The following is a 22,774-nucleotide window of genomic DNA, read 5'->3' as shown; positions in this document are numbered from 1 at the left end:
TAGAAGCCTTTGGCGTCCGGCGTCAGTAAGGCACGCCGCCTGGGGAACTCCTGAGGGCGTACCGGAGCCGCCGCCGGTACGCTGCCACTATGGCGGCAGGCGGCTCGGGATCGGCGTGGGGCAAGGCACTCGGAACGGCGGCCTTCGTCGCGGGCGGGCTGGTCGTCGGTACTGCGCTCATCGCCGGGTGGGCGACGGCCCGCGTGGCGCGCACCGTGATCACGCCGGTGCGCCGGCGCCCGCAGAACCAGACCATCCGCTCGTTCGACGAGAGCACCGGCACGGTGACCCTGCGGGAGTCGCCGGATGCGACGATGCCCGGCCGGCTGGGCCTCTGGTGGGGCGGCGACACCGGCTACGCCAAGCTCGGCGGACTGATCGAGCGCGCCGACGGCTCGGTCACCCGTGAGCTGGAGCGGGTGGAATTCGGCGAACTGCGCGCGGGACGCTCCCGCATCAGCGGCTACTACTACCTCCAGCCCGGCGAGCTCGGGCTTCCCGTCCGGTCGGTCGAGATCGCGACGGACCTCGGCCAAGCTCCTGCCTGGGTGTTCCCGGCGCCGGACGGTGCGGGCGACGAGCGGTGGGTCATCCAGGTGCACGGCTGGGGGGCCAGCCGCCAGGAGGGCCTCCGTGCGGTCCGGGTGTTCCACGACGCCGGCTTCACGTGCCTGCTCGCCTCGTACCGCAACGACGGGGATGCGCCGGAGAGCGCCGACCGCCGCTACGGCCTGGGCGGCACCGAGTGGCGCGACATCGAGGCCGCGATCGACTACGCGGTGTCGCAGGGCGCCCGGTCGGTCGTGCTGATGGGCTGGTCGATGGGCGGCGCCGTCGTGCTCCAGACGGTCACCCGGTCCACCTCGGTGGAGCACGTGGCCGGCATCGTTCTCGAATCCCCGGTCATCGACTGGATCGACACCCTCGGCTACCAGGGCAACCTCCTGCACCTGCCGGACATGATGACCCGCGCAGCGATGCGCCTCATCGAGTCGGAGTGGAGCGGGCCCATCACCGGCCAGGGGGCGCCGATCGACCTGCGCAGCATGGACTTCGTGGCGCGTGCCTCCGAGCTCAGCCTTCCGATGCTCATCCTGCACAGCGACGACGACGGGTTCGTCCCGTCGACCGGCTCCCGGGCGCTCGCCGAGGCGCGGAGCGACATCGTCACGCTGGTGTCGTTCGATGTCGCCCTCCACACCAAGCTGTGGAACTACGACGAGGCGAAGTGGACGGGCGCCATCGCCGACTGGCTCGCCGCCACGATCCCCGCCCACGCTCCCGCGACCTCCGCACCCGGTGCGACGAGTCGTGAGTAGCTGTCGGTTCCCGGGCCGAGTGGTGACGTGATGCCGGAACTCGGCGGGAGGCGGAGCCTCAGTCGTCGTGCGGCGGCAGCTCACCCGCGGTGAGCGCGATCATGCGCGACGTGGAGCGCAGGTACTTCTTGCGGTAGCCGCCGCCGAGCATCTCCTCGTCGAAGACGTCGCTGAGCGGAACGCCGGACTGTACGATCGGGATCTCCGCGTCGTACACGCGGTCGATGAAGGCGACGAGGCGCAGGGCGGCCATCTGGTCGTGGAGCACCTCCACGTCGCGCAGGCCGATCACATCCACGCCGTCGATGATCTTGATGTAGCGCGAGGGGTGGACGGTCGCGAGGTGCGCGATGAGGTCCTGGAAGGAGTCGCTCGTCACCGTCTCGCCGCGGCCGGCGAGGGCGGTCACGACACGCTCGTACTCCGCCGGCTCGACCGTGATCGCGCTGCCGGTGGTGTCGCGGCGGCGGTAGTCGAGGCCGTCGATGCGGATGGTCTGGAAGTTCGACGACAGCGACTGGATCTCGCGCAGGAAGTCGCTCGCCGCGAACCGTCCCTCGCCGAGGGCGTTCGGCGGCGTGTTGCTGGTCGCCGCGATGCGGGTGCCGGAGGCGACGAGCTCGCCGAGCATCCGGGTCATCATCATGGTGTCGCCCGGGTCGTCGAGCTCGAACTCGTCGATGCAGATCAGCGTGGATCCGCGCAGCAGGTTGACCGCTCCGGCATAGCCGAGCGCGCCGACCAAGGCGGTGTACTCGATGAACGTTCCGAAGTACTTCGGGCCGGGCGCCTCGTGCCAGAGCGCAGCGAGGAGGTGCGTCTTGCCGACGCCGAAGCCGCCGTCGAGGTAGACGCCCGGCTTCATCGCCTCCACCTTCTTGCGGCTGCGGCTGAACAGGCCGGCCGGCCGCTGCGGCTCCCAGGTCTTGGCGAACAGCTTCAGCGTCGCGACGGCCTCCGACTGCGACGGGTAGTCGTGGTCGGGCCGGTAGGAGTCGAAGGTCGCGTGCTCGAACTGCGACGGCGGCACCAGGCTCTCGGCGATCTCCGCGCCCGTGATCGCGGGCGAGCGGTCGGCGAGACGGGGGAGGGCGCCGGTCTGTTCGAGGGTCATGGCGGGTTCTGCACCTTTGTGTCGAAGTCTTACCGCGGCCGTTCCGAGCCGCTTACGCTGGACGTAGATTCCAGCTGTCGCAGGCTTCCCAGCCTAGTCCTGCGCCACCGACCGATTCCCTGGAGGGCATCACAGACATGACCATCGAGACCGACCCGTCGCCCGAGTTCTCCGGCTACGCGCACCCCGAGCGCCTCGTGAGCACCGACTGGCTCGCCGCGCACCTGGGCGAACCCGGACTCGCGGTGGTCGAGTCGGACGAGGACGTGCTGCTGTACGACACCGGGCACATCCCCGGGTCGGTGAAGATCGACTGGCACACCGACCTCAACGACCCGGTCATCCGCGACTACGTGAGTTCGGAGCGCTTCGCCGAGCTGCTCGGGTCGAAGGGCATCGCCCGCGACACGACCGTGGTGATCTACGGCGACAAGAACAACTGGTGGGCCGCCTACGCGCTGTGGGTGTTCACCCTGTTCGGCCACCAGGACGTCCGGCTGCTCGACGGCGGGCGGGACAAGTGGATCGCGGAGGGCCGCGAGCTCACGCGCGATGTGCCGCAGCCGACACCGGTCGAGTACCCCGTCGTCGAGCGCGACGACACCGTCGTCCGCGCCTTCAAGGAGGACGTGCTCGCCCACCTCGGACAGCCGCTGATCGACGTCCGGTCGCCCGAGGAGTACAGCGGCGAGCGCACCGAGATCCCCGGGTACCCGACCGAGGGCGCCCTGCGCGCCGGTCACATCCCGTCGGCGAAGTCGGTGCCGTGGGCCCGCGCCGCGGCTCCCGACGCCACCTTCAAGCGGCGTGCGGAGCTCGAGGAGGTCTACCTCGACGGAGCCGGCCTGAAGCCGGGGGACGACGTGATCGCGTACTGCCGCATCGGCGAGCGCTCCAGCCACACCTGGTTCGTGCTCACGCACCTGCTCGGCTTCGAGAACGTCAAGAACTACGACGGCTCGTGGACGGAGTGGGGCTCGGCCGTCCGCGTCCCGATCGTCACCGGCTCCGAGCCAGGCGAGGTTCCGGCGCGCTGACCGGTCACGCCGGAATCGGACGTAGCCTTAAGGGATGACCGAAATGACGGGAACGCTCGCCGAGATCCGCGACGACTTCCAGGCGCTGGAGCAGAACGACCGCCTGCAGCTGCTGCTGGAGTTCTCGGACGAACTCCCCGAACTGCCCGAGCGCTACCGCGACCACCCGGACCTGCTGGAGCGCGTCGAGGAGTGCCAGGCGCCGGTGTACATCTTCGTGGAGGTCGACGACGACGGGATCGTGCACCTGTACGCGACCGCGCCGGCGGAGGCTCCGACGACCCGCGGCTTCGCATCCATCCTCGTGCAGGGCCTCGCCGGCCTCACCGCCGACGAGGTCCTCGCCGTGCCGGACGACTTCCCGCAGACCCTCGGCCTCGCGCAGGCGGTGTCGCCGCTCCGGCTGCGCGGGATGTCCGCCCTCCTCGGCCGCGCCAAGCGGCAGGTGCGCGCGAAGCTCGCCGCCTAGGAGGGTCGCAGCACCCGCCGAGCACATCGGCAGCATCCCGAAACACAGTGTTTACACGCCGGGGGGATGCGTAACACTCGCGAAACACGAGCATCCCTCTCACGAAACCTCTCGCATCGAGACTGGCTCCACCCCGAAAGCGCCCCCCACCCGGATCGGGATCGCGTCACCCCGCGGGGCTATGCACAGAGAGGTAGACAATTCGCATGGTGCTCCACACAGCAGCGGACTACGCGGAGGCAGGGACGGTCAACGCCCTCTGGCTCCTTGTCGCCGCAGCCCTCGTCCTGCTGATGACCCCCGGTGTCGCCTTCTTCTACGGCGGCATGGTTCGGGCCAAGAGCGTCATCAGCATGATGATGATGAGCTTCGGAGCGATGGCCCTGGTCGGCGTCCTCTGGGTGCTCTACGGCTACGGTCTCGCGTTCGGTCCCGCTTCCATCCCTCACTTCCTCGGAACCCCCGACTGGTTCCTGTCGAGCCTGATGGGCAAGGACGGCATCACCCCCGACCTCGGCGGCCTCGCGTTCGCCGGCTTCCAGGCCACCTTCGCCATCATCACCGTCGCGCTGATCTCCGGTGCGATCGCCGACCGCGCCAAGTTCGGCTCGTGGATGGTGTTCGCCGGCATCTGGGTGACCATCGTCTACTTCCCGGTCGCCTACTGGGTGTTCAACCTCGCCGACGGCTGGGCCCCGGCCGTCCTCCACGTGAACGACTTCGCCGGTGGCACCGCCGTCCACATCAACGCCGGTGCGGCGGGCCTCGCTCTCGCCCTGGTCCTGGGCAAGCGCGTCGGGTTCCAGAAGGGCATGAGCAAGCCGCACAACGTTCCGCTGACGCTCCTCGGCGCCGCGCTGCTGTGGTTCGGCTGGTTCGGCTTCAACGCCGGCTCGGAGGCCGCGGTCGACGGTGTCGCCGCCATCGCCTGGGTGAACACCCTGGCCGCTCCGGCCGCCGCCACCATCGGCTGGCTGATCGTCGAGAAGCTGAAGGACGGCAAGCCGACCTCCATCGGCGCCGCGTCGGGCGCCGTGGCCGGTCTGGTCGCGATCACCCCGGCCTGTAACATCCTCACCCCGGGCTTCGCCATCCTTCTTGGCCTCGTCGCCGGTGCGGTCTGCGCCCTGGCGATCGACCTGAAGTTCCGTCTCGGGTTCGACGACTCGCTCGACGTGGTCGGCATCCACCTCGTCGGCGGTCTCATCGGTACCCTGTGGATCGGCTTCTTCGGCTTCACCCACATGTACAACAGCAAGGGTGAGGCGACCTCGCAGTTCTCGAGCCTGCTGTACGGCGGAAGCTTCTACCAGCTGGGCGTCCAGGCCATCGGCGCCTTCGCGGTGCTGATCTACTCCTTCGTCCTGGCCTACGCGATCGGCTGGGTCATCCAGAAGACCATGGGCTTCCGGATCAAGAACGAGGACGAGCTGGCCGGCGTCGACACCGTCGTGCACGGCGAGGAGGGCTACTCGCTCGAGACGGTCTGATCGACCGTCTCTCGACCGCAACGGACGGGGCGTCGCCGGAAGGCGGCGCCCCGTTCCGTCGTCCGCCGGGCTGCGCGGCGCCGGGTGCGCCGTCGCTAGGGTGAGTGCAGGCATTGACGACCGAGGGAGCCCATGGCACACGCCACGCCGGACCAGGTGGATGCGCTGCTGCTCTTCGTCTGCGGCGCGCTGGTGCTGCTGGCCGCGTTCGGGCTGGCGTTCTTCGCCGGCGGCATGGCCGGGCGGGCGCGTGCCGCCCGGGCGCTGCGCTTCGCACTCGTGGGGGTGGCCGTCGTCGTGCTCCTGGCGGTGCTCGGCGGGTACGGCATGATCGTCGGCCGCCCGCTGATCCCGCATCTGGTCGGTCGCCCCGATCTCGGGATGGCGTCGATCGCCGGCCCCGATGCAGCGGCGTCCTCACCGTATCCGCTCGCCCGCGCCGGCTACCTCGTCGCGCTCCTGGCGCTCTGCACGGCGCTCGTGGGGGTGGCGGTCGCCTCGCGGCTGACCCTGCGGGCGTGGATCGTGTTCACGGTGCTCTGGTTCCCGCTCGTCCTGATCCCGGTCGCCTACGGGGTGTTCGCGCTCGACGACGGGTGGGCGGTGGCCGGCCTCTCCGTCGTCGACTTCGGCGGTTCGCTCGCGGTGCTGGCCGCGGGCGGCAGCGCCGTCGGCATCCTGCTGGCCTGCGGCCGGGGCGAGCACCTGCGGACGCACGCGAGCCGTCCGTCGCTCGTCGCGATCGGCGGCGCCCTGGTGTGGGTGGGGTGGCTCGGGCTCATCGTCGGCTCGGAGGGAGCCCTCGACGCGTACGCGCCCCTCATGGCCTTCGGCGGCTTCCTCGCCTCCGCGACCGGGGTCCTGATGTGGATGCTGGTGGATGCGGTGGTCCTGCGCCGGCCGACCCTGACCAGCGCCGTGTGCGGCGCGCTGGCCGGCCTGGTCGGTGCGACGGCGGCGTCCGGAGTCCTGACACTGGGCTGGTCGATGCTGGTCGGCGCGCTGTCCGCCCTGGCCTGCGCCACGATGGTGGACCTCGCCGCCCGCGCCCGGTTCGGCCCGGCGCTGACCATCTCCGTCGTGACGATCGTCGGCAGCCTGGTGGGGCTGCTGTTCCCCGGGCTGTTCGCGATCGGCGGCGGGATGGTCGACAGCGGCAACTTCGACCTGTTCATCGCCCAGGGGATCGCCGGAATGTCCGTGCTGCTCTATGCGACCACCGTCTCCCTGCTGCTCGCGCTCGCCCTGCGGTTCACCGTGGGCCTGACGCGCGTCCGCTATGGTGCCGTTCGTGGCATCCGTGAGAAGCGTCCTGTCGGCTCTGGGAGCACTGTTCCGTCCGTCGCGGACGGCCCGGACTCCGAGCCGGCCCGCTGAGACCGTCCAGGTCGATCCGTCCCGGCTGGGCCGCATCCGGACGTCGTACAACCCCAGCCTCGACGGCGACGCCGACCCGGGCGAGATCGTCTGGACGTGGGTTCCCTACGAGGAGGCGGACGGCCGCGGCAAGGACCGCCCGGTGCTCGTGGTCGCCGCCGAGCCGTCGGGTTCGGTGCTCGCCGTCGCGCTGACCAGCCAGGAGCATCCCGGCCGGGCGGAGTACCTTCCGATCGGCTCGGGGGAGTGGGACGGGCGCGGTCGCCCGAGTTTCGTCCGGCTCGACCGCGTGTTCCGGGTCGCGCCGGGCGGCCTGCGTCGCGAGGGGGCCGCGCTCGACGCGCGCCGGTTCGACACCGTGCGACGAGCGCTGGCGGCGCGCTACGGCTGGAGCTGAGGTCGTCCGGTCACGGGTTCCATTGGCGGATCGCGTTGGCCGACCAGCCGATCTCCTTGCGCGTCCAGATGGGCGCGCCCTCCGGGTCCGGCTGTTGCGAGGCGTCCGCGGTGATGCGGTAGTCCTGCGCCGGGACCGCACGGCGGCTGGCGCGGAACAGCAGGATGGCCGCCACGGCGAACACGATCGCTGCGGCGACGAGCAGCCAGCCGAGGCCGTCTCCGTCGACGAGGCGCAGCACGCCGAGAGGTCCGGTGAGGAAGACGCCGGCGATCGCCACGACCACGCCCACCATGAGCCAGCGGGCCCGCAGGCGGATGGCGCGGTCCCTGTCGTACTCCTCGATGAGTGTCGGCACGATATCCCCCGATCGTCGATGCGATCAGCGTAGTGGACGACGCGCGGATCTCCGCAGAGTCTCGGTGGTTCGTCAGACAGAATCGGTCGTCCGGTAGGGTCGTGGCACCGAACGAATGGGGGATTCATGTTCAGTGGCCTCGCCGGGTGGCATGCGCTGATCGTGTTCGGGATGTTCGTCGTCCCGTTCATCCTGTGGCTGATCGCCGTCATCCAGATCGCCGCGGCCCGCGCCGCAGCAGGACCGACCGTCGGGTGGCTCATCCTGGTGACGCTGGCGCCCTTCCTCGGAGCGATCCTCTGGTTCACGATCGGCCGCAGCTCGCTGCGACGGGAGACACCGCCCACGCAGACGGGCTGAGCGGGGAACCGATGAGACGCACCGTCGCGACCTTGGCGGCCGCGGTCCTGCTCGCGTCGGCGCTCGCCGCGTGCACGGGACCGTCCGACGTGCGCACCGGAGACGCGGTGGCGCAGAATGCCGCCCGCCACGAGGCGGAGCGCATCGCGGCGGCGATCGACGACTCCCGCCCGCGGAACGTGCTCGCGTCCGACCTCGCCTACCGGTACTCCGACCCGTCCCGAGAATCGAGCGGTGAGGCGCCGGCCGTTCCCGCCGACGACGTCGAGCTGTCGGTTCAGGCGATGTCATGGAAGGGGATGACGCGCGATCTCGGCGGTGCCCGTTTCACCCTCCGCATCACCGCACACGCGCCGAGCCGGCCCGGTTCCCTGGCGCGGAAGGGCTGGCCGGAGGGGGACTGGTCGGGTTGCTTCGCCTTCCGCGTCCGTCCGTTCTTCCAGTGGAGCGCGACGAAGCCGAAGAGCGTGATCTGTCCACCCGCTCCGGCTTCGCCGCCGCCGACGCCGCTTCCGAAGCCGAGCCTGCCGGCCGACACCGCCGACCGGCTCTCCGCGGTGCTGGCCGCGGCCACGGCGACGAGCCTGGCCGACGATCTGACGGTCGCGTTCCCGGACGACTCCGTCCGGCACGACCCCGTCACCGGCGCCCGTCTCACCCGCGACAGCGGTGCGGAAGGCACCGTCCTCGGCGTCGCCGTCGGCATCTCGGGCAGCACCGACTGTCTGGTGGGGAAGCGGGACGCCGACGGCTCCGTGCACGTGTGGCACCCGGCCGACATCACTCTGCAGTCCGGCGAAGCGGGATGCACGCTCAGCAACGCCCTGCACCCGGTGACGACCCACTGACGGCCTGACGTTGAGCGCGAAGCGCGGCGGCATTCGTGCCGAATGTGCGCTCTCTAGCGGCGCCTTTCCGCGCATTCGGCACGAATGTGGCGCGGGCGGCGCGCTACACGAGCAGCGGTAGCGACATCAGCGCGACGGAGGCCGCCCCGAGTGACGCCTCTGCGCGCAGGAGGCGCGGGAGCGGTCGCCGGAGCGCCAGGAGCCCGGACGCTACCGCGAAGGCGAGCGCGGCGAGCCCCAATGCCGCGACCATGTTCACCCCGTGGGCTGAGTGTCCGCCGCCCGCCGCGCCGTGGTGCGCACCCGCCGCGACGATCAGCCCGCCCATCAGGATCGCTTGCAGCGCGCGGTGCAGCGCCATCGTCCGGGCGCGATGGGCGGGATGCGCGCCATGGGCGGAATCTGCGCCCTCCGCGCCACTCCGCCCCACCCGCCGCAGCCGCTGCGCCATCGCGGTCGCGACCCCCGTCGCCACCAGCAGCGCCGCCCACACGACCGGAGCGACGACGGGATGCGGCAGCAGCATCGTGTCCGCCATCGCCGCGAGCATGGCCAGCATCCCGAACCAGGCGAGCGGGGAGCGGCGGTCGGCGCTCCCGGCGACGCAGCATGCCCCCAGCGTCGCCGGGAGCATGCTGCCGAGGTGCATGGTCTCGATCATCCGTGGTGCGTGTGCTCGCCGTGCCCGTGGCCGCCGTCGGCGTGGCCGTGCTGCCCCGGCGCGCAGTGCGCCGGAGCCTCGGCCGGGACGTTGAGGGCGGGGTTGCGGCCGAAGAAGCCGTAGGGCTTCAGCGTGAACTTCGCGTAGTCGACCGGCATGACCGGCCAGTCCTCCACGCGCGGGAAGTGCGTCGGCCCGAACGTGTGCCAGAGCACGATGTCCTCACCGTCCAGGGGCCGGTCCGCCGCCATGTAGGCGGGGAGGCCGTCGCCGCCCGGGTTCTGGTTGACGAACTCCCCGGCCGGATAGCGCTCGTCGCTGGCGTACTGCGTCACCCACAGCTGCTTCGTGGTGAACGCCGCCCGGGCGGTGACCGTGGCGGAGGGGTCCGCCATCAGCGTCGGGTTCTGCTCCGCGTGGAGCACGTACCCGGTGGGGCGGCCGAGCCGGTTGGTCTTCTCGGTGTTGACGATGTGCCAGGTGCGCCCGACGGACGCGTCGGCCTCGCGCGCTCCCTCCGCCTCGCTCAGGATGCGGGTCGCGCGCTTCGTGAACGCGTTGCCGTACGGGTTCGTCTCGCTGACAGGCAGGCGCACCGCGTCCACCTCCTCGACCGCGTTGGCCAGCCCGTCCACCATCATGTCGAGCCGCGCCGAGAACAGGTGCTGGTGGTAGGGCGCACCGAGACCCGGCGCCACCTCGCTCGCCGTCGCGGAGCCCTCGACGTACGACGAGGTGAACAGGATGCCGGTGAGCTTGGCCTCGCACTCGATGGTGCCGTCGAGGTACAGGTACCAGTAGAAGCCGTAGTCGTAGTTGCCTACGGTGGTGAAGAAGGAGATGACGAGCCTCCGCGACCGCCGCACTTCGTTGGCCGAGGTGAACAGGTCGGTGTGCTTCCACAGCGTCCCGTAGTCCTCCTCATGCATGCAGATCGCGTTCTCGATCGTCTTCGGCCGGCCGAACTCGTCGGACAGCACGGCGTCGAAGTAGCGGATCTCGCCGAGGCAGTCGCAGCCCAGCGTGAGCGAGTTCGCGAAGCGGCCGAACAGGTACTCGCCGGTGTCGAAGTAGTTCTGCCAGTACCGGGTCGGCGACGGGTCCGCGTACGGCACGACCATCTCGGCGATGGAGGCGCGGTAGACCACCGGACGCACCTCGCCTCCCTGGTCGGGATCGGCGAACCCGAGGTTCCGCAGGATGAGCCCCTCCCGCGCGTCGAAGCCGAGCGAGAACGACCAGTTGGCCCAGGTGACCCGGTCGCCGTCCACGGCGAAGCTCGGTCCCTCCGGCTGGGTGATCGAGATCGGCTTCAGCGTGTCGAGCGGCGCAGGCCGCTCCGACTCCAGGTGGAAGTTGCCCGGCTCCTCCGGCACGGGCAGCTCGAACGCGTCGACGACCTGCGTGACCTCGCGCGCGATGACGTCGACGTACGCACAGAGGCCGTCGACCGGGTGCGCCCACGGGTGGTCCTCAGGGTGGTCCATCCGGAACGCGAAGACCCGGATGATCCGGCGGCCTTCCTCGCCCGGGATGTCGTAGGAGCCGGGGGAGAGCGGTGCGTAGACGACCTGCTCGCTCACCAGTCCGCGCTTCCCGAGCGCTGCGAGCCAGCCGGAGTCCGCGGCGAGGATGCCGCCGATCGCCTCGAACTCCTCCTCCAGGATGGGGACCTGGCCGCGCGAGCCGTCGATCGGAACCAGCGCGATGACCTCGCCCCGGGTGAGGGAGACGGCGGCGTCGGCGCTTGCGCCGGTGGCGACGTCGAGCAGCAGGATGCGCGCCTCGCGGTCCGGCGCGGGGGCCTCGCCGGCGAGCGCGGCCAGCACATCCGCCTTGTCGGGCTCCAGCAGCCCCACATAGACGAAGCGGGTGGTGTCCGTCACGACGCCGGCGCTGCGGAGGATGCGTGTCGCCGACTCGATCTCGGCGGCGGTCAGGCTGGAGAGCGGTCCGGGTGCCGCCGTGTCGTCGTGGGGGAGGGTGAGGGGGAGTTCGGTCGTCATGTGCAGGTCTCCTAGGCGCTGATGGTGTCGATGATGTTCTCGTAAGCGGCGCGCTTGCTGCGGCGCAGGACGAGGGCCTGCACCACGCCGATCACGGGAACGGCGAGCATGGCGGCGAAGAAGGCGATGGAGAGCGGGCCGACCACCGGGGTGCCCTTCGCATCCACATCGCCGATGAGCAGCGGGAAGTTGTCGACGATGATGAGCGTCACCCCGATCAGGCCGAGCAGGCCGATGACGGGGGCGATCACCGTGCGCCAGAGGCCTGCGCCGGTCTTCGTGCGGGCGAAGTAGACGATCACGGCCAGGCAGGTCAGCGCCATCAGCACGACGATGGCCAGCGTTGCGATGCCGCTGAACCAGGTGAACACCTGCAGCACGGGGTCGAGGCGGAACAACGCGAAGACCGCGATCAGCACCGCCGCGGTGGCGGTCTGCACCAGTGACGACACGTAGGGCGACGAGTGCTTGCCGTGGACGCGTCCGATCGCCGCCGGGAACACCGACGCGTTCGACATCGAGTGCTGGTAGCGGGTGACGACGTTGTGGAAGGAGAGGACGCACGCGAAGAGGCTCGTGATCAGCAGCACGTTCACGATGACGCCGCCGACCGATCCCAGGTAGTGGACGGCCGTGTTCACGATGAAGCCGCCGGTGTCGGAGGCGACGACGTCCACGATCTTCGCGGGGCCCCATCCCATCACCAGCGCCCAGGAGGCGAACGTGTAGAAGACGCCGATGGCGATGACGGCGATGTAGGTCGCCCGCGGGATGGTCTTCTCCGGCTCCTTGGCCTCGTCGCGGAAGATGGCGGTCGACTCGAATCCGATGAACCCGGCGAGGGCGAACATGAGCCCGATGCCGGGGGAGCCCGACAGCACGGTGCTCGGCTCGAACGGAGCGAGCGAGAGCCCTTCCGCCCCGCCCGTCCCGATGATGACGAAGCTCAGGACGATGACGATGCCGACCTCGGCGATCAGCAGGATGCCGAGCACGCGCGAGCTCAGCTCGATGTGCCGGTACCCGAGCACGCCGACCAGGGCGATCATCGCGAGCGAGTACACGTACCAGGGGATGTCCGGGCCGTGCAGCGCGACGACCGACGACTCGAGCGTCGCCCCCAGGTAGCCGTAGACCGCCACCTGCACGGTCGTGTAGGTCAGGAGCGCCAGGTAGGCGGCCGCGAGACCGAGCGGGCGTCCCATCCCGTAGCCGACATAGGTGAAGAAGGCGCCGGGCCGGGGGATGAACCGGCTCATCGCACTCAGCCCGACGGCGAAGAACAGCAGGATGACGGCGCCGATCGCGAACATGCTCGGCACGCCCGCTCCGTTGCCGAGCAGCACGGCGACCGGGAAGCCGCCGCCGATCACGGTGAGCGGCGCCGCGGCGGCGACCACCATGAACACGATCGAACCGACGCCGAGCCGGCCGGAGAGCTGGCGCGCGGCGCCGGGACCTCGGATGGCGATCGGATCGCCGAGCAGAGCCTGTGGCTCCTGTGCAGCCGTCATGGGTTCCTCCTGGGGGTGAGGGGTGGTGGTGCCGTCAGTCTCGCGAGGGGGTGTTGCACGTCCGTTCCGCCGGCATGAAGAGTCGGCGCTCGCCGAATGGGACGACCCGCGTCGCATTCGGGGTCACGCGCCCGTGACGCCGACGAAACCCGGCCGCAACACGCCCGCCGTAGCCTCGCGGGCGAGGAGCACACCGTGACAGCACAGCCCCCCGTGACGGCCCTGAGCCGGGCGATCGCCGATCCGACGCCGGTCGACGGCCTCCCCGCGCGCTCGCCGATGGCCGGCCTCGACCGCCGCAGTCTCGGTTTCGTGGATGTGCTGGCCCAGTCGGTCGGGGCCGTCGCCCCGTCGGCCGCGGCGGCCACCTGCCCGGTGCTCGTCGCCGCTCGCGCCGGATCGGGCACCCTGCTGGCCTTCCTGCTCGCCGGCGTGCTGATGGCGCTCGTCGCCTACGCCGTCAACCAGTTCACGCGCCGGATGGCGGCGACCGGATCCCTCTACACGTTCGCGGCGCGCGGCCTGGGCGTGCGGGCCGGTTTCGCGACCAGCGCCGCGATGATCGTCGGCTACGGGTTCGTCGCGATGTTCGCCCTGCTCGGGGCCGCCTACTACGGCCTGACGCTGCTGGCGCACGCGGAGCCCGGCGTGACCGGCTCCCGCGGGCTCGTGCTCCTGCTGCTCGCCGGATCCGGTGCGCTCTGCCTGCTGGTGCTCTGGCGCGGCATCCGGCTCTCCACGCGTGTCACGCTGGTCGTCGAGCTGCTTTCGATCGTGGGCATCCTGGTGCTGATCGCGGTGCTGCTCGTCCGAGTTCCCGGCTCCTCGTTCGCGAGCGTCGCGGTGCCCCGGTCGGTCGGTATCCCGGAGCTCGCTGCGGGCACGACCGTCGCGGTGACCGCCTTCGTCGGGTTCGAGAGCGCGGCGACGCTCGGCGTGGAGTCGCGGCGGCCGTTCGCGACCATCCCGCGCACCATCCGCTGGACGGTGATCGCTGCCGGGCTGCTCTACCTGCTCTCCGCGTACACGCAGCTGGCGGGCTTCCAGGCGCTCGGAGGGGATCTCGTCGCCAGCCATACCCCGGTCAACGACCTCGCCGCGCGTGCGGGCGTCGAGTGGATCGGCCTGCTGCTGGATGCGGCGCTCGCGTGCTCGTTCCTGGCGTGCGCCCTGGCCTCGACCACGGCGCTCGCGCGCGTGCTGTTCTCCCTCGGCCGCGAGGGGATCGCGCCGCGTGCCCTCGGACGCGCGCATCGCCGGTTCCGCACCCCGCACATCGCTTTGACGGTCGCGATCGTGGCCGAGGTCGCCGTGCCTGCGGTGCTGGTCGTGGCCGGGATGGGGCCGTGGCAGGCGATGGGCGTCGTCGTGGTGTGTGCGGCGGCCGGCTACATGACGGCGTATGCGCTCGTCTGCGTCGCGACGCCGTTCTTCCTGCGGCGGATCGGGGAGCTGACCGTCGGTCCCGCGATCGCGGCGGCGACGGCCGCGGTCGGTCTCGTGATGGCGCTCGCACTCGACCTCTGGCTCGAGGTCTCGGGCGACCGGGCCGTCGCGGTGCTGCTGCTGGCGGGGGTGGCGGCGGTCGCCTTCGGGCTGTGGGTGCTGTGCCGACGGCGGAGGGCGGACGCGCTGCTCCGCATCGGCCTCTACGACGAGCCGACGACGGGGGACGTGCTCGGCGGGGCGCCATGAACGCCATCCCGGAGCTGAGCGGGCGACAGCCGGGCGCGGTGCACAGCGCGTTCGCGGTGCTGGAGGAGGTCGCGCGCGCCGGGCCCGGGATCACCGCGCAGCAGCTCTCGGCCCGGCTGGGGCTTCCGCGTGCGACGGCCTACCGCATCCTGAACCTCCTGGTGCAGGACGAGTACCTGGTGCGCATGCCCGACCTGCGCGGCTTCGCCCTCGGCCGCAAGGTGGCCGAGCTCGCCGATGTCGCCCAGGCGCAGGATGCGGCCGCCACGGCGCGGGAGGCCGTCGCGGAACTTCGCGCACGCATCCGGGGCGGCGTGCATCTCGCCGTCTACCGCGACGACCGCGTCGTGCCTGTCGATGTCGACCCGGATTTCCCGCTCTCGGACCCCAAGCGCATCGGCTCGGATCTGAGCGTCTCGGCCCTCGGCCGCCTCCTGCTCGCGGAGCAGGCCGCGCGTGCCGTGCCGTCGCCGACGCGGTTCACGACGCAGGAGGGGGAGCTCGTGCCCGGCTTCGGCTGCCTCGCGGTTCCCGTGCGCGGCGGCGACCAGCGCCTGGTCGCCGGGCTGGCGCTGGCCCTCCCCGCCGCCCGCCTGGCCGACCGCGACGGACTGGTGTCGCTGGTCGCGGACACCGCGGTCCGGCTGGGTCCGCTGCTCGGCCGGTGAAAGGTCGAGTTGTATGCGCTCACGCACCACGGCTTTCTCGGCGGCGCAGTGGTCACGGGTCGGACCCTGCTCGTCGCCTCCTCCGGTTCACCCGAAGAGCGACTGCAGCAGTCTCGGTGTGTAGGTTTCCGGGCCGGCATTGTTCCAGTCTGAGGCGATCCAGTCGCCGTGACCGAAGTACTGCGATTCGCCGATCGACCGGCCGGTGTGGGAGTCGTCGGTCAGGCACCACATGCCGTCGTAAACCGGGCTGCATCCCCAGTTGAGTTGTTCCAGGTGGGCGATCGCGGTTTGTGCGGTCGTGTCGTCGACGTGGCGGAATTGGGTGGTGAGGAATGTGTCGCTCGGCCCGGCCGACGGGGCCCAGTCGCAGATGACCCCGGGGTTGTGCGCCAGCAGGGGCGCGAGTGTCGGGTCGTAGCTGCCGTAGCCGCCCACTTCCGCCCGAACCACGCCCGGACCGGACTTCCATGCGGGGTTGAGGACGAGCGACCCGTCCGGCGACATGAACGTGGTGAGTACGGAGTAGAACGCCTTGCAACTGGTGGGCAACCCGTCGGCGACGGCCGGCGTCGCCGACGCAACGGGCGAATGCGTTGCCTGGTGCGTTGCGGACTGGCTGGGCGCGCTGGTGGCTGACGCGGTGCAGCCTGCGAGGGAGAGAGCGATGAGACAGATGACCGCTGACGTGACGAGCTTCACGCCGGAAACCCTAGCGGACAGCGCCGTCTACTGCGGTCGCGTTCAGTTCGATGAGGACGCCAACGGCGGTGTCAGCAGGAACCCGACCACCAAGACGAGTACCACGGTCGATACAACCCCGACGAGGGTGACCAGCCACACCCGTTGGCGTGCGGAGCGTGCGGCGACGCCCGCGGTGACAGCGCCTGCGACCAGGACGATCGCGGACGCGATCGCCGAGAGCTGCACCCTGAACAGGGTCTCGCCAGCGTTCAGCTCGGCAATGACCGCGTCGTAGGGCCCCGGCCAGCCGTACCGGAGAAGGTGCTGCCATTCGCCGGCGACTGAGGCGCCCGGGGCGAGGAGAAGGATGGCGGTCGCGCCGTAGACGATCACCGGAAGGGCGGCGCGGTTCCGTTCCGTTTGCGTGCGCGGGTGGTTACGGCTGCGGCTGTTCGGGACGGTCACGGGTCGGACTCTACTCGCGGCGATCACGACTGGTGAGATCACGGACGTAAGCTCACCGACGCGGAGAAAAGTCGGCACGCCGCCGCCGCCGAGTTTCGCGACGCATATCTCGGCATTCCTGACAAACGAAAAACCCCCGGCTGACCGGGGGCTTTCTCTGGTGGGCGATACCAGACTCGAACTGATGACCTCTTCCGTGTGAAGGAAGCGCGCTACCAACTGCGCCAATCGCCCGTGTGCTGCGAGATTCGATACTAGCCGACTCCGGGGCCCCGATGCACATCGACGCGGGGGACCCGAACGCGACCGCAGGCGACACACCCGGCGGGCGTAATCGGTTTTGTCATGCGCGTTCGGATCGGCTAGAGTCTTTCAAGTGCCGCAGGGAACTGCGGGGCGAAATGCGGATGTAGCGCAGTTGGTAGCGCATCACCTTGCCAAGGTGAGGGTCGCGAGTTCGAGTCTCGTCATCCGCTCGAGTCGGCCCGGTCTACGGATCGGGCCTCTCAGGTACGGTACGGTTTTTTCCGTGTTGTGGCGTTCGGTGGATTGGCCGAGAGGCGAGGCAGCGGCCTGCAAAGCCGTATACACGGGTTCGAATCCCGTATCCACCTCGATCCTGAGCTTCGCGTTCAGGTTCGGGCGATTGGCGCAGCGGTAGCGCGCTTCCCTGACACGGAAGAGGTCACTGGTTCGATCCCAGTATCGCCCACAGAGAGAGAAGCCCCCGGGAAACCGGGGGTTTCGTCGTTTCTGGACCGCCGCCGGCGCTACCGTCGGGGAAAGCCTCTCGAATCTCCGACGTACCGCGGTGCGGATGGAGATCCCGGCCGAGAAGGACCGGATCTCCGACGCAGGCGGCCGCTATACCCCCTCGCGGGACCTTCGGCCCGGGCCGTCGCATCCCGCCGGACGTACCGTATCGGCGTCACCACGGACACCGACGAGAGAGGGGACACCGTCATGGCACGCAATCTGGTCCGTTTCGACCCGTTCGCGGAGCTCGACCGGCTGCAGCGGGACTTCTTCGAGGACGGCATGCTCGCGTCGCGCCGCACCAAGCTGCCCACGACCGACATCTACACGAAGGACGACAAGGAGCTCATCGTCGAGGTGCACCTTCCCGACTTCGACGAGAACGACATCTCGGTGAACATCGACGAGGGCGCGCTGGTCATCCAGGCCGAGAAGCACGAGAAGGAGGAGGACAAGGACAAGAAGTACGTCGTCCGCGAATCCAGCCAGAGCTTCTACCGCCGCATCGCACTCCCGCAGCAGTCCGACCAGGCCAAGATCGCCGCCACCTTCGACAAGGGCGTCCTCCGGGTCGACGTGCCGTTCGCGGCGCTTCCGGCGCCGACGAAGATCCCCATCACAGCAGGGACGAAGGCCTGATCGGCGACGAGGACGGGGGAAGAAGCCGAGGACGGGGGAAGAAGGGGGACGGCCGGGAGGCTCGAATCCCGACCAGGCGTGCCGCGGTGCTCCGGGGGAGCAGCGCGGCACGCGTTCGCCGGCGGGACGTTCCGGGCGTCACGGGACCTTCGCCCCTCCTGCCGGCAACGGCACGGCGGCACCATGTCGGCATGGACACCACCACCGGCACGCATGCAGCCGCGGACCTGAAGGTCCGTCACGACGTCCAGTCCGAACTCGGCTGGCAGCCCGGCATCGACGAGCCGGCGCACATCGGGGTCGCGGTCGACGGCGGCATCGTCACCCTCAGCGGCGAGGTCCCGTCGCTCAGCCAGCGCGCTGCGGCCGTGATGGCCGCGCAGCGCGTCGCGGGCGTGCTCGCCGTCAACGACGAACTCCGCGTGCGAGCGCTCGGAGGCGAGCCGGAGGGGCTCGAACTGGCGAAGGCGGTGAACGACGTCCTGCGCTGGACGTCCGGCATCCCGGAGGAGAGGATCCACCTGGAGGTCATGGACCACACGGTGACGCTGAGCGGGCTCGTGGACTGGAACTACCAGCGGACGGCCGCGGTCAAGGCGGTCCGGCGCATCGACGGCGTCCATGCCGTCGTCGACCGCATCCAGCTCACCGGACGGCCGGACGCCGAAGACGTCACCCATCGGGTGCGCGAGGCGATCATCCGCAACGCCGCGCTCGACGCCCGCAACATCGTGGTCACCGTCGACGGCACCGAGCTGACCCTGAAAGGCACCGTGCGGTCGTGGATCGAGAAGCACGAGGCGGAGCTCTCGGCGTGGTCGTCCCCGAACGTCACCCGGGTGCACAACCTGCTCGTCGTCGACCTGGGGCGCGGCTGACGCGCTCCCGCCCGAAGCCGCAGCCGTCTCAGCACCCGAGACGTCAGGCCACGGACCAGCAGATCGTCGTCCTCCAGGTGGACGGATCGGGCTGGCTCTGCGGATCGCTCAGGTAGCACTCCCACATGACCTCGCCGGGAGTCAGGCCTGCGTCGGCGACGAATCGCTGGATCTCGTCGTAGGTCTGCTGGATCGTGTCGTACGGTCCGATGTGCGTGGCCTCGACCACCCGGCCGCCGGGCAGCGTGCCGGGCACGACGTCACCCGATGCCGTGATCGGTGCGGACACGGGGAAGCCCGCCTCGACGTCGACGGTGTCGGTGGGCATCCCGGAGTACTTGCCGAACGGAGGCCCCGCCGGATGCCGCCCCTGGGCCTGCAGCGCCGCGGCGGTCTCCTGGAACGCCCGGGCGAAGAACGCGGGGAGGTCGGCGAGGGGGACGCGCTCGTGCACGACGGCGGTCGGCTGCTCCGAATGCTGGACGATGGCGATCTCGGTCATGCGGCAATGATGAATGGGGCGGTGCCGCCCGGCGAGGGTCGAACGTCCCGGCGGCGTGCGCCTCGGCCGCCGTAGCGTGAGGCCATGAAAACCGTTCGAGCGGCGACGCCGATGGCGGCGGTGGATGCGGCCAACTTCACCGTGGAGCAGGGCCAGCCCAACGTCGTCACGCTGGTCGGCCTCCTCGCTCCCGGCGGTTTCGTGGACGGCACAGGCGACCCCGATGTCGACGCACTCCGCGAGGTACTCGCGCCGCGGGTCGAGCGGTTGGCGGCCCTGCACCGGGTGCCCGTCGAATCCGGCGGCGAATGGAGGTGGCGGTCGGTCGATCCGGACCTGGCGCAGCACATCCGCGTGATCCGGCCGGAACCTCCCACCGCGGACGGGGACGCGTCCACCGCGCTCGAGCGGACGTGCGCCCGGGTCGTCATGACTCCGCTCGACACCCGACGCCCGCTCTGGGAGGTGCTGCTCGTGCCCCGCGTGGCTGGGGACCGGTGCGGGATGCTGTTCCGCCTGCACCACGCGGTCGCCGACGGCCTGGGGGCCGAGGCAGTGGTCGCCGCCCTGTCCGACCCGCTTCCGGCGGAGACACCCGTCGCGGCCGGCCCCGGGCCGGCGGATCCCGCTGCGCCGGGTCGGAGGCCGTTCGTCCTCCGGCTGGGGGACCTGGTGGACCAGACGCTCGCGGTCTTCCGCCGTCGCGTCCACTCGAAGGTCCTGCTGGGCCCGCTCGGTGCGACACGCGACGTCGCGTTCCTGGAGGTCGACCTCGCGTCCCTGCACGAGGGCGCCCGACGACTCGGCGGCACGATCAACGACGCCTTCCTCGCCGCGTTCGGCCGTGGCATCCGCGCGATGCTCGTCGCCGCGGGGGAGGTGCCGCCCGCCACGCTCCCGGTCTCGAGCCCCGTGCGCCTTGCCCGGTCCGCGGGCGCGGGGAACGCGACCGGTGTCATGCTGGTCGAGATCCCGGTCGGCAGTGCACAGGGCGATCCCCGCTCCGACGGTTCCGTCGCCCGGGTGGCAGCCGTGACGCGCTCCGAGAAGGCCAGGGCGCGGGCCGTCGGGACGTTCCGGTTGATGCGGAGCCCCCGCGCCGCGCGGTTCCTCATGCGCTTCGCTCGCCGGCAGCGGGCCGTCGCGGCGATCGCGTCCGAGCTGACAGGACCTGCGCACGCCCTCCGACTGGCCGGGGCGGACCTGGCCGCTGCCTGGCCGCTGGCACTGCTGTCCGGCAACGTCCGGGTCGGCGCGCTCGCCGTGTCCTACGCCGGCCGTTTCCGCGTCAGCGTGCAGACGGACGGAGAGCACGTGCCGCCGGCCCGGGTGCTCGCCGATGCCATGGCGGACGCGCTCGACCGCATCGCCGCGCAGGGCGAAAGGCAGGCGGAGCGCACAGGCTAGCGATCACCGGGCCGGATCGACAGTCGCGCGTCCGTCGGGTGGCGGGACCGTGATGCGCATCACCGTCTTGCTCTTCCCGATATGACGCTCGAAGGTGAATCCGGCCTTCTCGAACATCGTCCTCGTGCCGTTGTGGAGAAACGACGACGATGTCCTCTTTCCGGGGACGAGTTCGTTCGGGAACGAGACCACCTCGCCTCCGCCGGCCTGCCTGATCAGGTCGAGCGCCCCGTCCAGCGCCTCCCGCGCCACCCCTTCGCGGCGGTTGTCGCGGTCGACGAAGAAGCACGTGATGCGCCACGGAGCAGGCCGCGTCTCGCCCGCGTCGTACTGCCTGCGGTGGTAGATGTTCGGCAGTTCGGCGGGACTCCCGTACTCGCACCAGGCGATCGCATCGTCACCCTCGAAGACGAGCGCGGCATGAGCGACGCCCTCCGCCACGAGCCGCCGCTTGAAGGTCGGGCCGTCGTACTCGCGTTTCACGGTGTCCGCCGTATCTCCGTGGAAGTACGAGCAGTAGCACCCGCCCCAGACGCCGTTGTGCTTCTCCGCGAGCGCCAGCCACCCCGGGAAGGTCTCCAGGGTCAGCGGCTTGATCACATGCTCAGCCGTCACGCTCATCGCCCCCTTTCACCCGACCTCCTCCAGTGTGCCGACCTCGATTCCGGCGCGCCAGAGGCCGCAGCATCCACGCCTCGACGGAATACGACGCGGGCGCAGCCCGTTACCGTCGAGGTTGCGCTCCGACAGCGCTGCGCCCGCGGCCCCGACCGGCCGCACGGCATCCGAACACCGAAAGGCATCCCCCTCGATGGATCTGTTCTCTCCCGTCTCGCTCGGCGACCTCCACCTTCCCAACCGCGTCGTGATGGCGCCGCTCACGCGAACGCGCTCAGGCGAGGCCGGCATCCCCGGGCCGTTGGTGGCGGAGCACTACGCGCAGCGGGCGAGCGTCGGTCTGATCATCTCCGAGGGCACCTATCCGAGCCACGAATCCCGTGCCTACCCGGGCCAGCCGGGCATCGTCACGGAGGCGCAGATCGCCGGCTGGCGCGCGGTCGCGGACGCGGTCCACGCCGAGGGCGGCCGCATCGTCATGCAGCTGATGCACGGCGGCCGGGTCTCGCATCCCCTGATCACCGGCACGGAGCGCATCGTCGCACCGAGCGCTGTCGCGATCGAAGGGGAGGCGCGCACGCCGATGGGGAAGGTCGCCTACCCGGTTCCCCACGCGCTCACCGCCGAGGAGCTCGCGACGGTCCGCGCCGAGTTCGTCGCCGCGGCGGAGAACGCCATCGCGGCCGGTTTCGACGGGGTCGAGGTGCACGGCGCCAACGGCTACCTGCTGCACCAGTTCCTCTCGCCGGTGTCGAACGTCCGCGACGACGGGTACGGCGGTTCCCCGGAGACGCGCGCCCGGTTCGCGGTCGAGGTGACCAGCGCGATCGCCGCCGCTGTCGGCGCCGGGCGGGTGGGCATCCGCCTGTCGCCGATGCACAACATCCAGGATGTGGTCGAGACCGATCTCGCCGACGCCACCGCCACCTACCGGGCCGTCGTCGACGGGATCGCGCCGCTCGGGCTGGCGTATGTCAGCGTGCTCCACAGCGAGCCGACCGGCGCTCTGGTGCAGGACCTGCGCGAGCGCTTCGGCGGCCCGTTCATCGTGAACAGCGGATTCGGCTCCGTCACGACCCGCGACGAGGCAGTCACGCTGGTCGAGGACGCGCACGCGGACGCGGTCGCCGTCGGGCGCCTCGTGATCGCCAACCCGGACCTCGTGGAGCGGTGGAAGGGCGAGCACCCCGAGAACCGGCCCGACCCGGTCACGTTCTACGGGGACGGCGCGGAGGGATACACGGACTACCCCCGACTCAGCGCGTAGGCGTCCCATGCCGCGCCGGCCGTCATCCCCCGGGGAGGGGAGCCGGCGTGTGGAGGAAGAGCATCGCCGCGGCGCAGAAGACGACGCTGGTGCAGATCCCGAAGGCCGGCACCACCCACGCGCGTCGCGGCGCCGCGAGCCCCACCAGGGAGGCCAGCAGCACGGCGACCCCGAACGGCAGCACAGCGCCGGCGACGGCGAGCTGCAGTGCCGGTCCCATGCGGTAGAGCTCGTCTCGTCCGACG

Annotated in this window: 24 protein-coding genes and 4 tRNA genes; 17 read left to right on the top strand and 11 right to left on the bottom strand. The window is 70.7% G+C overall.

Annotated elements, in window-relative coordinates:
* The first annotated feature begins 89 nt into the window (after nt 1-89).
* Entirely contained in the window at nt 90-1,319 is a 1,230-nt protein-coding gene (locus BJ963_RS06390) for an alpha/beta hydrolase family protein (protein WP_179455370.1), read from the top strand.
* A 58-nt stretch (nt 1,320-1,377) separates the two neighbouring features.
* Here the strand turns inward: BJ963_RS06390 and zapE are convergent, their stop codons facing one another.
* Nucleotides 1,378-2,433 carry a cell division protein ZapE gene (gene zapE, locus BJ963_RS06385; RefSeq protein ID WP_089910314.1) on the bottom strand — a complete coding sequence of 352 codons (1,056 nt, stop codon included), beginning with the start codon at nt 2,431-2,433 and terminating at the stop codon, nt 1,378-1,380.
* A 137-nt stretch (nt 2,434-2,570) separates the two neighbouring features.
* On the opposite strand from zapE, the gene BJ963_RS06380 reads away from it, so the two are divergent.
* The 5 genes from BJ963_RS06380 (at nt 2,571) to BJ963_RS06360 (ending at nt 7,203) form a co-directional block, all read left to right on the top strand.
* Nucleotides 2,571-3,470: a sulfurtransferase gene (locus tag BJ963_RS06380; RefSeq protein ID WP_089910317.1), complete on the top strand. Its 900-nt coding sequence runs from the start codon at nt 2,571-2,573 to the stop codon at nt 3,468-3,470.
* A gap of 34 nt (nt 3,471-3,504) precedes the next feature.
* Nucleotides 3,505-3,939, top strand: a complete 435-nt coding sequence (locus BJ963_RS06375) for a SufE family protein (RefSeq protein WP_179455368.1) — start codon at nt 3,505-3,507, stop codon at nt 3,937-3,939.
* A gap of 206 nt (nt 3,940-4,145) precedes the next feature.
* Nucleotides 4,146-5,429, top strand: a complete 1,284-nt coding sequence (locus BJ963_RS06370; protein ID WP_089910322.1) for an ammonium transporter — start codon at nt 4,146-4,148, stop codon at nt 5,427-5,429.
* Nucleotides 5,430-5,561: 132 nt separating this feature from the next.
* Nucleotides 5,562-6,806: an ammonium transporter gene (locus tag BJ963_RS06365; protein ID WP_179455366.1), complete on the top strand. Its 1,245-nt coding sequence runs from the start codon at nt 5,562-5,564 to the stop codon at nt 6,804-6,806.
* A complete protein-coding gene (locus BJ963_RS06360) occupies nt 6,721-7,203 on the top strand; it encodes a type II toxin-antitoxin system PemK/MazF family toxin (RefSeq protein WP_425484713.1) in 483 nt (160 codons plus the stop codon). The genes BJ963_RS06365 and BJ963_RS06360 overlap by 86 nt, the downstream gene beginning before the upstream one ends.
* A gap of 10 nt (nt 7,204-7,213) precedes the next feature.
* Here BJ963_RS06360 and BJ963_RS06355 read toward each other — a convergent pair whose 3' ends face one another.
* Nucleotides 7,214-7,561: a hypothetical protein gene (locus tag BJ963_RS06355; protein ID WP_089910330.1), complete on the bottom strand. Its 348-nt coding sequence runs from the start codon at nt 7,559-7,561 to the stop codon at nt 7,214-7,216.
* A gap of 126 nt (nt 7,562-7,687) precedes the next feature.
* Here BJ963_RS06355 and BJ963_RS06350 point away from each other — a divergent pair, with 126 nt between their 5' ends.
* Nucleotides 7,688-7,921 carry a PLDc N-terminal domain-containing protein gene (locus BJ963_RS06350; RefSeq protein ID WP_179455364.1) on the top strand — a complete coding sequence of 78 codons (234 nt, stop codon included), beginning with the start codon at nt 7,688-7,690 and terminating at the stop codon, nt 7,919-7,921.
* A gap of 11 nt (nt 7,922-7,932) precedes the next feature.
* Nucleotides 7,933-8,769: a hypothetical protein gene (locus BJ963_RS06345; protein ID WP_179455362.1), complete on the top strand. Its 837-nt coding sequence runs from the start codon at nt 7,933-7,935 to the stop codon at nt 8,767-8,769.
* Nucleotides 8,770-8,872: 103 nt separating this feature from the next.
* Here BJ963_RS06345 and BJ963_RS06340 read toward each other — a convergent pair whose 3' ends face one another.
* Genes BJ963_RS06340 through BJ963_RS06330 form a run of 3 tightly spaced genes read right to left on the bottom strand, consistent with a single transcriptional unit; the run spans nt 8,873 to nt 12,950 of the window.
* Nucleotides 8,873-9,430, bottom strand: a complete 558-nt coding sequence (locus tag BJ963_RS06340) for a hypothetical protein (protein WP_179455360.1) — start codon at nt 9,428-9,430, stop codon at nt 8,873-8,875.
* On the bottom strand, nt 9,427-11,436 hold the full coding sequence (locus BJ963_RS06335) for a primary-amine oxidase (RefSeq protein WP_179455358.1): 2,010 nt from the start codon (nt 11,434-11,436) through the stop codon (nt 9,427-9,429). The genes BJ963_RS06340 and BJ963_RS06335 overlap by 4 nt, the downstream gene beginning before the upstream one ends.
* Nucleotides 11,437-11,447: 11 nt before the next feature.
* The gene (locus tag BJ963_RS06330; RefSeq protein ID WP_089910343.1) at nt 11,448-12,950 is read right to left on the bottom strand and encodes an APC family permease; all 1,503 of its coding nucleotides are present in this window, start codon (nt 12,948-12,950) and stop codon (nt 11,448-11,450) included.
* A 195-nt stretch (nt 12,951-13,145) separates the two neighbouring features.
* On the opposite strand from BJ963_RS06330, the gene BJ963_RS06325 reads away from it, so the two are divergent.
* Both BJ963_RS06325 and BJ963_RS06320 read left to right on the top strand, forming a co-directional pair.
* Nucleotides 13,146-14,645, top strand: coding sequence for an APC family permease (locus BJ963_RS06325; RefSeq protein WP_231947110.1), 1,500 nt, complete (start codon nt 13,146-13,148; stop codon nt 14,643-14,645).
* Nucleotides 14,642-15,313, top strand: coding sequence for a helix-turn-helix domain-containing protein (locus BJ963_RS06320; RefSeq protein ID WP_089910348.1), 672 nt, complete (start codon nt 14,642-14,644; stop codon nt 15,311-15,313). The genes BJ963_RS06325 and BJ963_RS06320 overlap by 4 nt, the downstream gene beginning before the upstream one ends.
* 87 nt (nt 15,314-15,400) lie before the next feature.
* Here BJ963_RS06320 and BJ963_RS06315 read toward each other — a convergent pair whose 3' ends face one another.
* The 3 genes from BJ963_RS06315 to BJ963_RS06305 form a co-directional block, all read right to left on the bottom strand.
* Complete coding sequence (locus tag BJ963_RS06315; protein WP_089910351.1) at nt 15,401-16,015, bottom strand: hypothetical protein; 615 nt, start codon at nt 16,013-16,015, stop codon at nt 15,401-15,403.
* Between the two features lie 42 nt (nt 16,016-16,057).
* Complete coding sequence (locus BJ963_RS06310) at nt 16,058-16,462, bottom strand: hypothetical protein (RefSeq protein ID WP_179455356.1); 405 nt, start codon at nt 16,460-16,462, stop codon at nt 16,058-16,060.
* A 158-nt stretch (nt 16,463-16,620) separates the two neighbouring features.
* Nucleotides 16,621-16,696 (bottom strand) — tRNA-Val (locus BJ963_RS06305).
* 169 nt (nt 16,697-16,865) lie between these two features.
* Between BJ963_RS06305 and BJ963_RS06300 the strand changes: the two genes are divergently transcribed.
* The 5 genes from BJ963_RS06300 to BJ963_RS06280 all read left to right on the top strand — a co-directional run bounded on the left by BJ963_RS06300 (nt 16,866) and on the right by BJ963_RS06280 (nt 18,735).
* A tRNA-Gly gene (locus BJ963_RS06300) sits at nt 16,866-16,938 on the top strand.
* A gap of 67 nt (nt 16,939-17,005) precedes the next feature.
* A tRNA-Cys gene (locus BJ963_RS06295) sits at nt 17,006-17,076 on the top strand.
* Nucleotides 17,077-17,102: 26 nt separating this feature from the next.
* Nucleotides 17,103-17,174: transfer RNA gene (locus BJ963_RS06290), tRNA-Val, on the top strand.
* Between the two features lie 251 nt (nt 17,175-17,425).
* Nucleotides 17,426-17,857 (top strand): Hsp20/alpha crystallin family protein, encoded by a 432-nt coding sequence (locus BJ963_RS06285; RefSeq protein WP_179455354.1) that lies wholly within the window; start codon nt 17,426-17,428, stop codon nt 17,855-17,857.
* A gap of 191 nt (nt 17,858-18,048) precedes the next feature.
* Nucleotides 18,049-18,735 carry a BON domain-containing protein gene (locus BJ963_RS06280; RefSeq protein ID WP_179455352.1) on the top strand — a complete coding sequence of 229 codons (687 nt, stop codon included), beginning with the start codon at nt 18,049-18,051 and terminating at the stop codon, nt 18,733-18,735.
* A gap of 43 nt (nt 18,736-18,778) precedes the next feature.
* Here BJ963_RS06280 and BJ963_RS06275 read toward each other — a convergent pair whose 3' ends face one another.
* Complete coding sequence (locus BJ963_RS06275) at nt 18,779-19,237, bottom strand: GyrI-like domain-containing protein (protein WP_179455350.1); 459 nt, start codon at nt 19,235-19,237, stop codon at nt 18,779-18,781.
* Nucleotides 19,238-19,321: 84 nt separating this feature from the next.
* On the opposite strand from BJ963_RS06275, the gene BJ963_RS06270 reads away from it, so the two are divergent.
* Entirely contained in the window at nt 19,322-20,644 is a 1,323-nt protein-coding gene (locus BJ963_RS06270; RefSeq protein ID WP_179455348.1) for a wax ester/triacylglycerol synthase domain-containing protein, read from the top strand.
* Between the two features lie 3 nt (nt 20,645-20,647).
* On the opposite strand, the gene BJ963_RS06265 is transcribed toward BJ963_RS06270, so the two are convergent.
* The gene (locus BJ963_RS06265; RefSeq protein ID WP_179455346.1) at nt 20,648-21,265 is read right to left on the bottom strand and encodes a GNAT family N-acetyltransferase; all 618 of its coding nucleotides are present in this window, start codon (nt 21,263-21,265) and stop codon (nt 20,648-20,650) included.
* Between the two features lie 190 nt (nt 21,266-21,455).
* On the opposite strand from BJ963_RS06265, the gene BJ963_RS06260 reads away from it, so the two are divergent.
* The gene (locus tag BJ963_RS06260; protein ID WP_179455344.1) at nt 21,456-22,529 is read left to right on the top strand and encodes an alkene reductase; all 1,074 of its coding nucleotides are present in this window, start codon (nt 21,456-21,458) and stop codon (nt 22,527-22,529) included.
* Nucleotides 22,530-22,551: 22 nt separating this feature from the next.
* Here the strand turns inward: BJ963_RS06260 and BJ963_RS06255 are convergent, their stop codons facing one another.
* Nucleotides 22,552-22,749 (bottom strand): hypothetical protein, encoded by a 198-nt coding sequence (locus BJ963_RS06255; protein WP_179455342.1) that lies wholly within the window; start codon nt 22,747-22,749, stop codon nt 22,552-22,554.
* Between the last annotated feature and the right edge of the window lie 25 nt (nt 22,750-22,774).

The sequence above is a fragment of the Leifsonia soli genome (assembly GCF_013408745.1).
In the GTDB taxonomy this organism is placed as follows: Bacteria; Actinomycetota; Actinomycetes; order Actinomycetales; family Microbacteriaceae; genus Leifsonia; species Leifsonia soli.
This window is presented reverse-complemented; position numbering and strand designations above follow the sequence as displayed.

What these genes read in the sequence shown, in the direction of transcription:
- BJ963_RS06390 (WP_179455370.1), top strand. Translation starts at nt 90, where the DNA reads ATGGCGGCAGGCGGCTCGGGATCGGCGTGGGGCAAGGCACTCGGAACG.
- zapE (WP_089910314.1), bottom strand. Translation starts at nt 2,433, where the DNA reads ATGACCCTCGAACAGACCGGCGCCCTCCCCCGTCTCGCCGACCGCTCG.
- BJ963_RS06380 (WP_089910317.1), top strand. Translation starts at nt 2,571, where the DNA reads ATGACCATCGAGACCGACCCGTCGCCCGAGTTCTCCGGCTACGCGCAC.
- BJ963_RS06375 (WP_179455368.1), top strand. Translation starts at nt 3,505, where the DNA reads ATGACCGAAATGACGGGAACGCTCGCCGAGATCCGCGACGACTTCCAG.
- BJ963_RS06370 (WP_089910322.1), top strand. Translation starts at nt 4,146, where the DNA reads ATGGTGCTCCACACAGCAGCGGACTACGCGGAGGCAGGGACGGTCAAC.
- BJ963_RS06365 (WP_179455366.1), top strand. Translation starts at nt 5,562, where the DNA reads ATGGCACACGCCACGCCGGACCAGGTGGATGCGCTGCTGCTCTTCGTC.
- BJ963_RS06350 (WP_179455364.1), top strand. Translation starts at nt 7,688, where the DNA reads ATGTTCAGTGGCCTCGCCGGGTGGCATGCGCTGATCGTGTTCGGGATG.
- BJ963_RS06345 (WP_179455362.1), top strand. Translation starts at nt 7,933, where the DNA reads ATGAGACGCACCGTCGCGACCTTGGCGGCCGCGGTCCTGCTCGCGTCG.
- BJ963_RS06340 (WP_179455360.1), bottom strand. Translation starts at nt 9,430, where the DNA reads ATGATCGAGACCATGCACCTCGGCAGCATGCTCCCGGCGACGCTGGGG.
- BJ963_RS06335 (WP_179455358.1), bottom strand. Translation starts at nt 11,436, where the DNA reads ATGACGACCGAACTCCCCCTCACCCTCCCCCACGACGACACGGCGGCA.
- BJ963_RS06330 (WP_089910343.1), bottom strand. Translation starts at nt 12,950, where the DNA reads ATGACGGCTGCACAGGAGCCACAGGCTCTGCTCGGCGATCCGATCGCC.
- BJ963_RS06320 (WP_089910348.1), top strand. Translation starts at nt 14,642, where the DNA reads ATGAACGCCATCCCGGAGCTGAGCGGGCGACAGCCGGGCGCGGTGCAC.
- BJ963_RS06285 (WP_179455354.1), top strand. Translation starts at nt 17,426, where the DNA reads ATGGCACGCAATCTGGTCCGTTTCGACCCGTTCGCGGAGCTCGACCGG.
- BJ963_RS06280 (WP_179455352.1), top strand. Translation starts at nt 18,049, where the DNA reads ATGGACACCACCACCGGCACGCATGCAGCCGCGGACCTGAAGGTCCGT.
- BJ963_RS06275 (WP_179455350.1), bottom strand. Translation starts at nt 19,237, where the DNA reads ATGACCGAGATCGCCATCGTCCAGCATTCGGAGCAGCCGACCGCCGTC.
- BJ963_RS06270 (WP_179455348.1), top strand. Translation starts at nt 19,322, where the DNA reads ATGAAAACCGTTCGAGCGGCGACGCCGATGGCGGCGGTGGATGCGGCC.
- BJ963_RS06265 (WP_179455346.1), bottom strand. Translation starts at nt 21,265, where the DNA reads ATGAGCGTGACGGCTGAGCATGTGATCAAGCCGCTGACCCTGGAGACC.
- BJ963_RS06260 (WP_179455344.1), top strand. Translation starts at nt 21,456, where the DNA reads ATGGATCTGTTCTCTCCCGTCTCGCTCGGCGACCTCCACCTTCCCAAC.
- BJ963_RS06255 (WP_179455342.1), bottom strand. Translation starts at nt 22,749, where the DNA reads ATGGGACCGGCACTGCAGCTCGCCGTCGCCGGCGCTGTGCTGCCGTTC.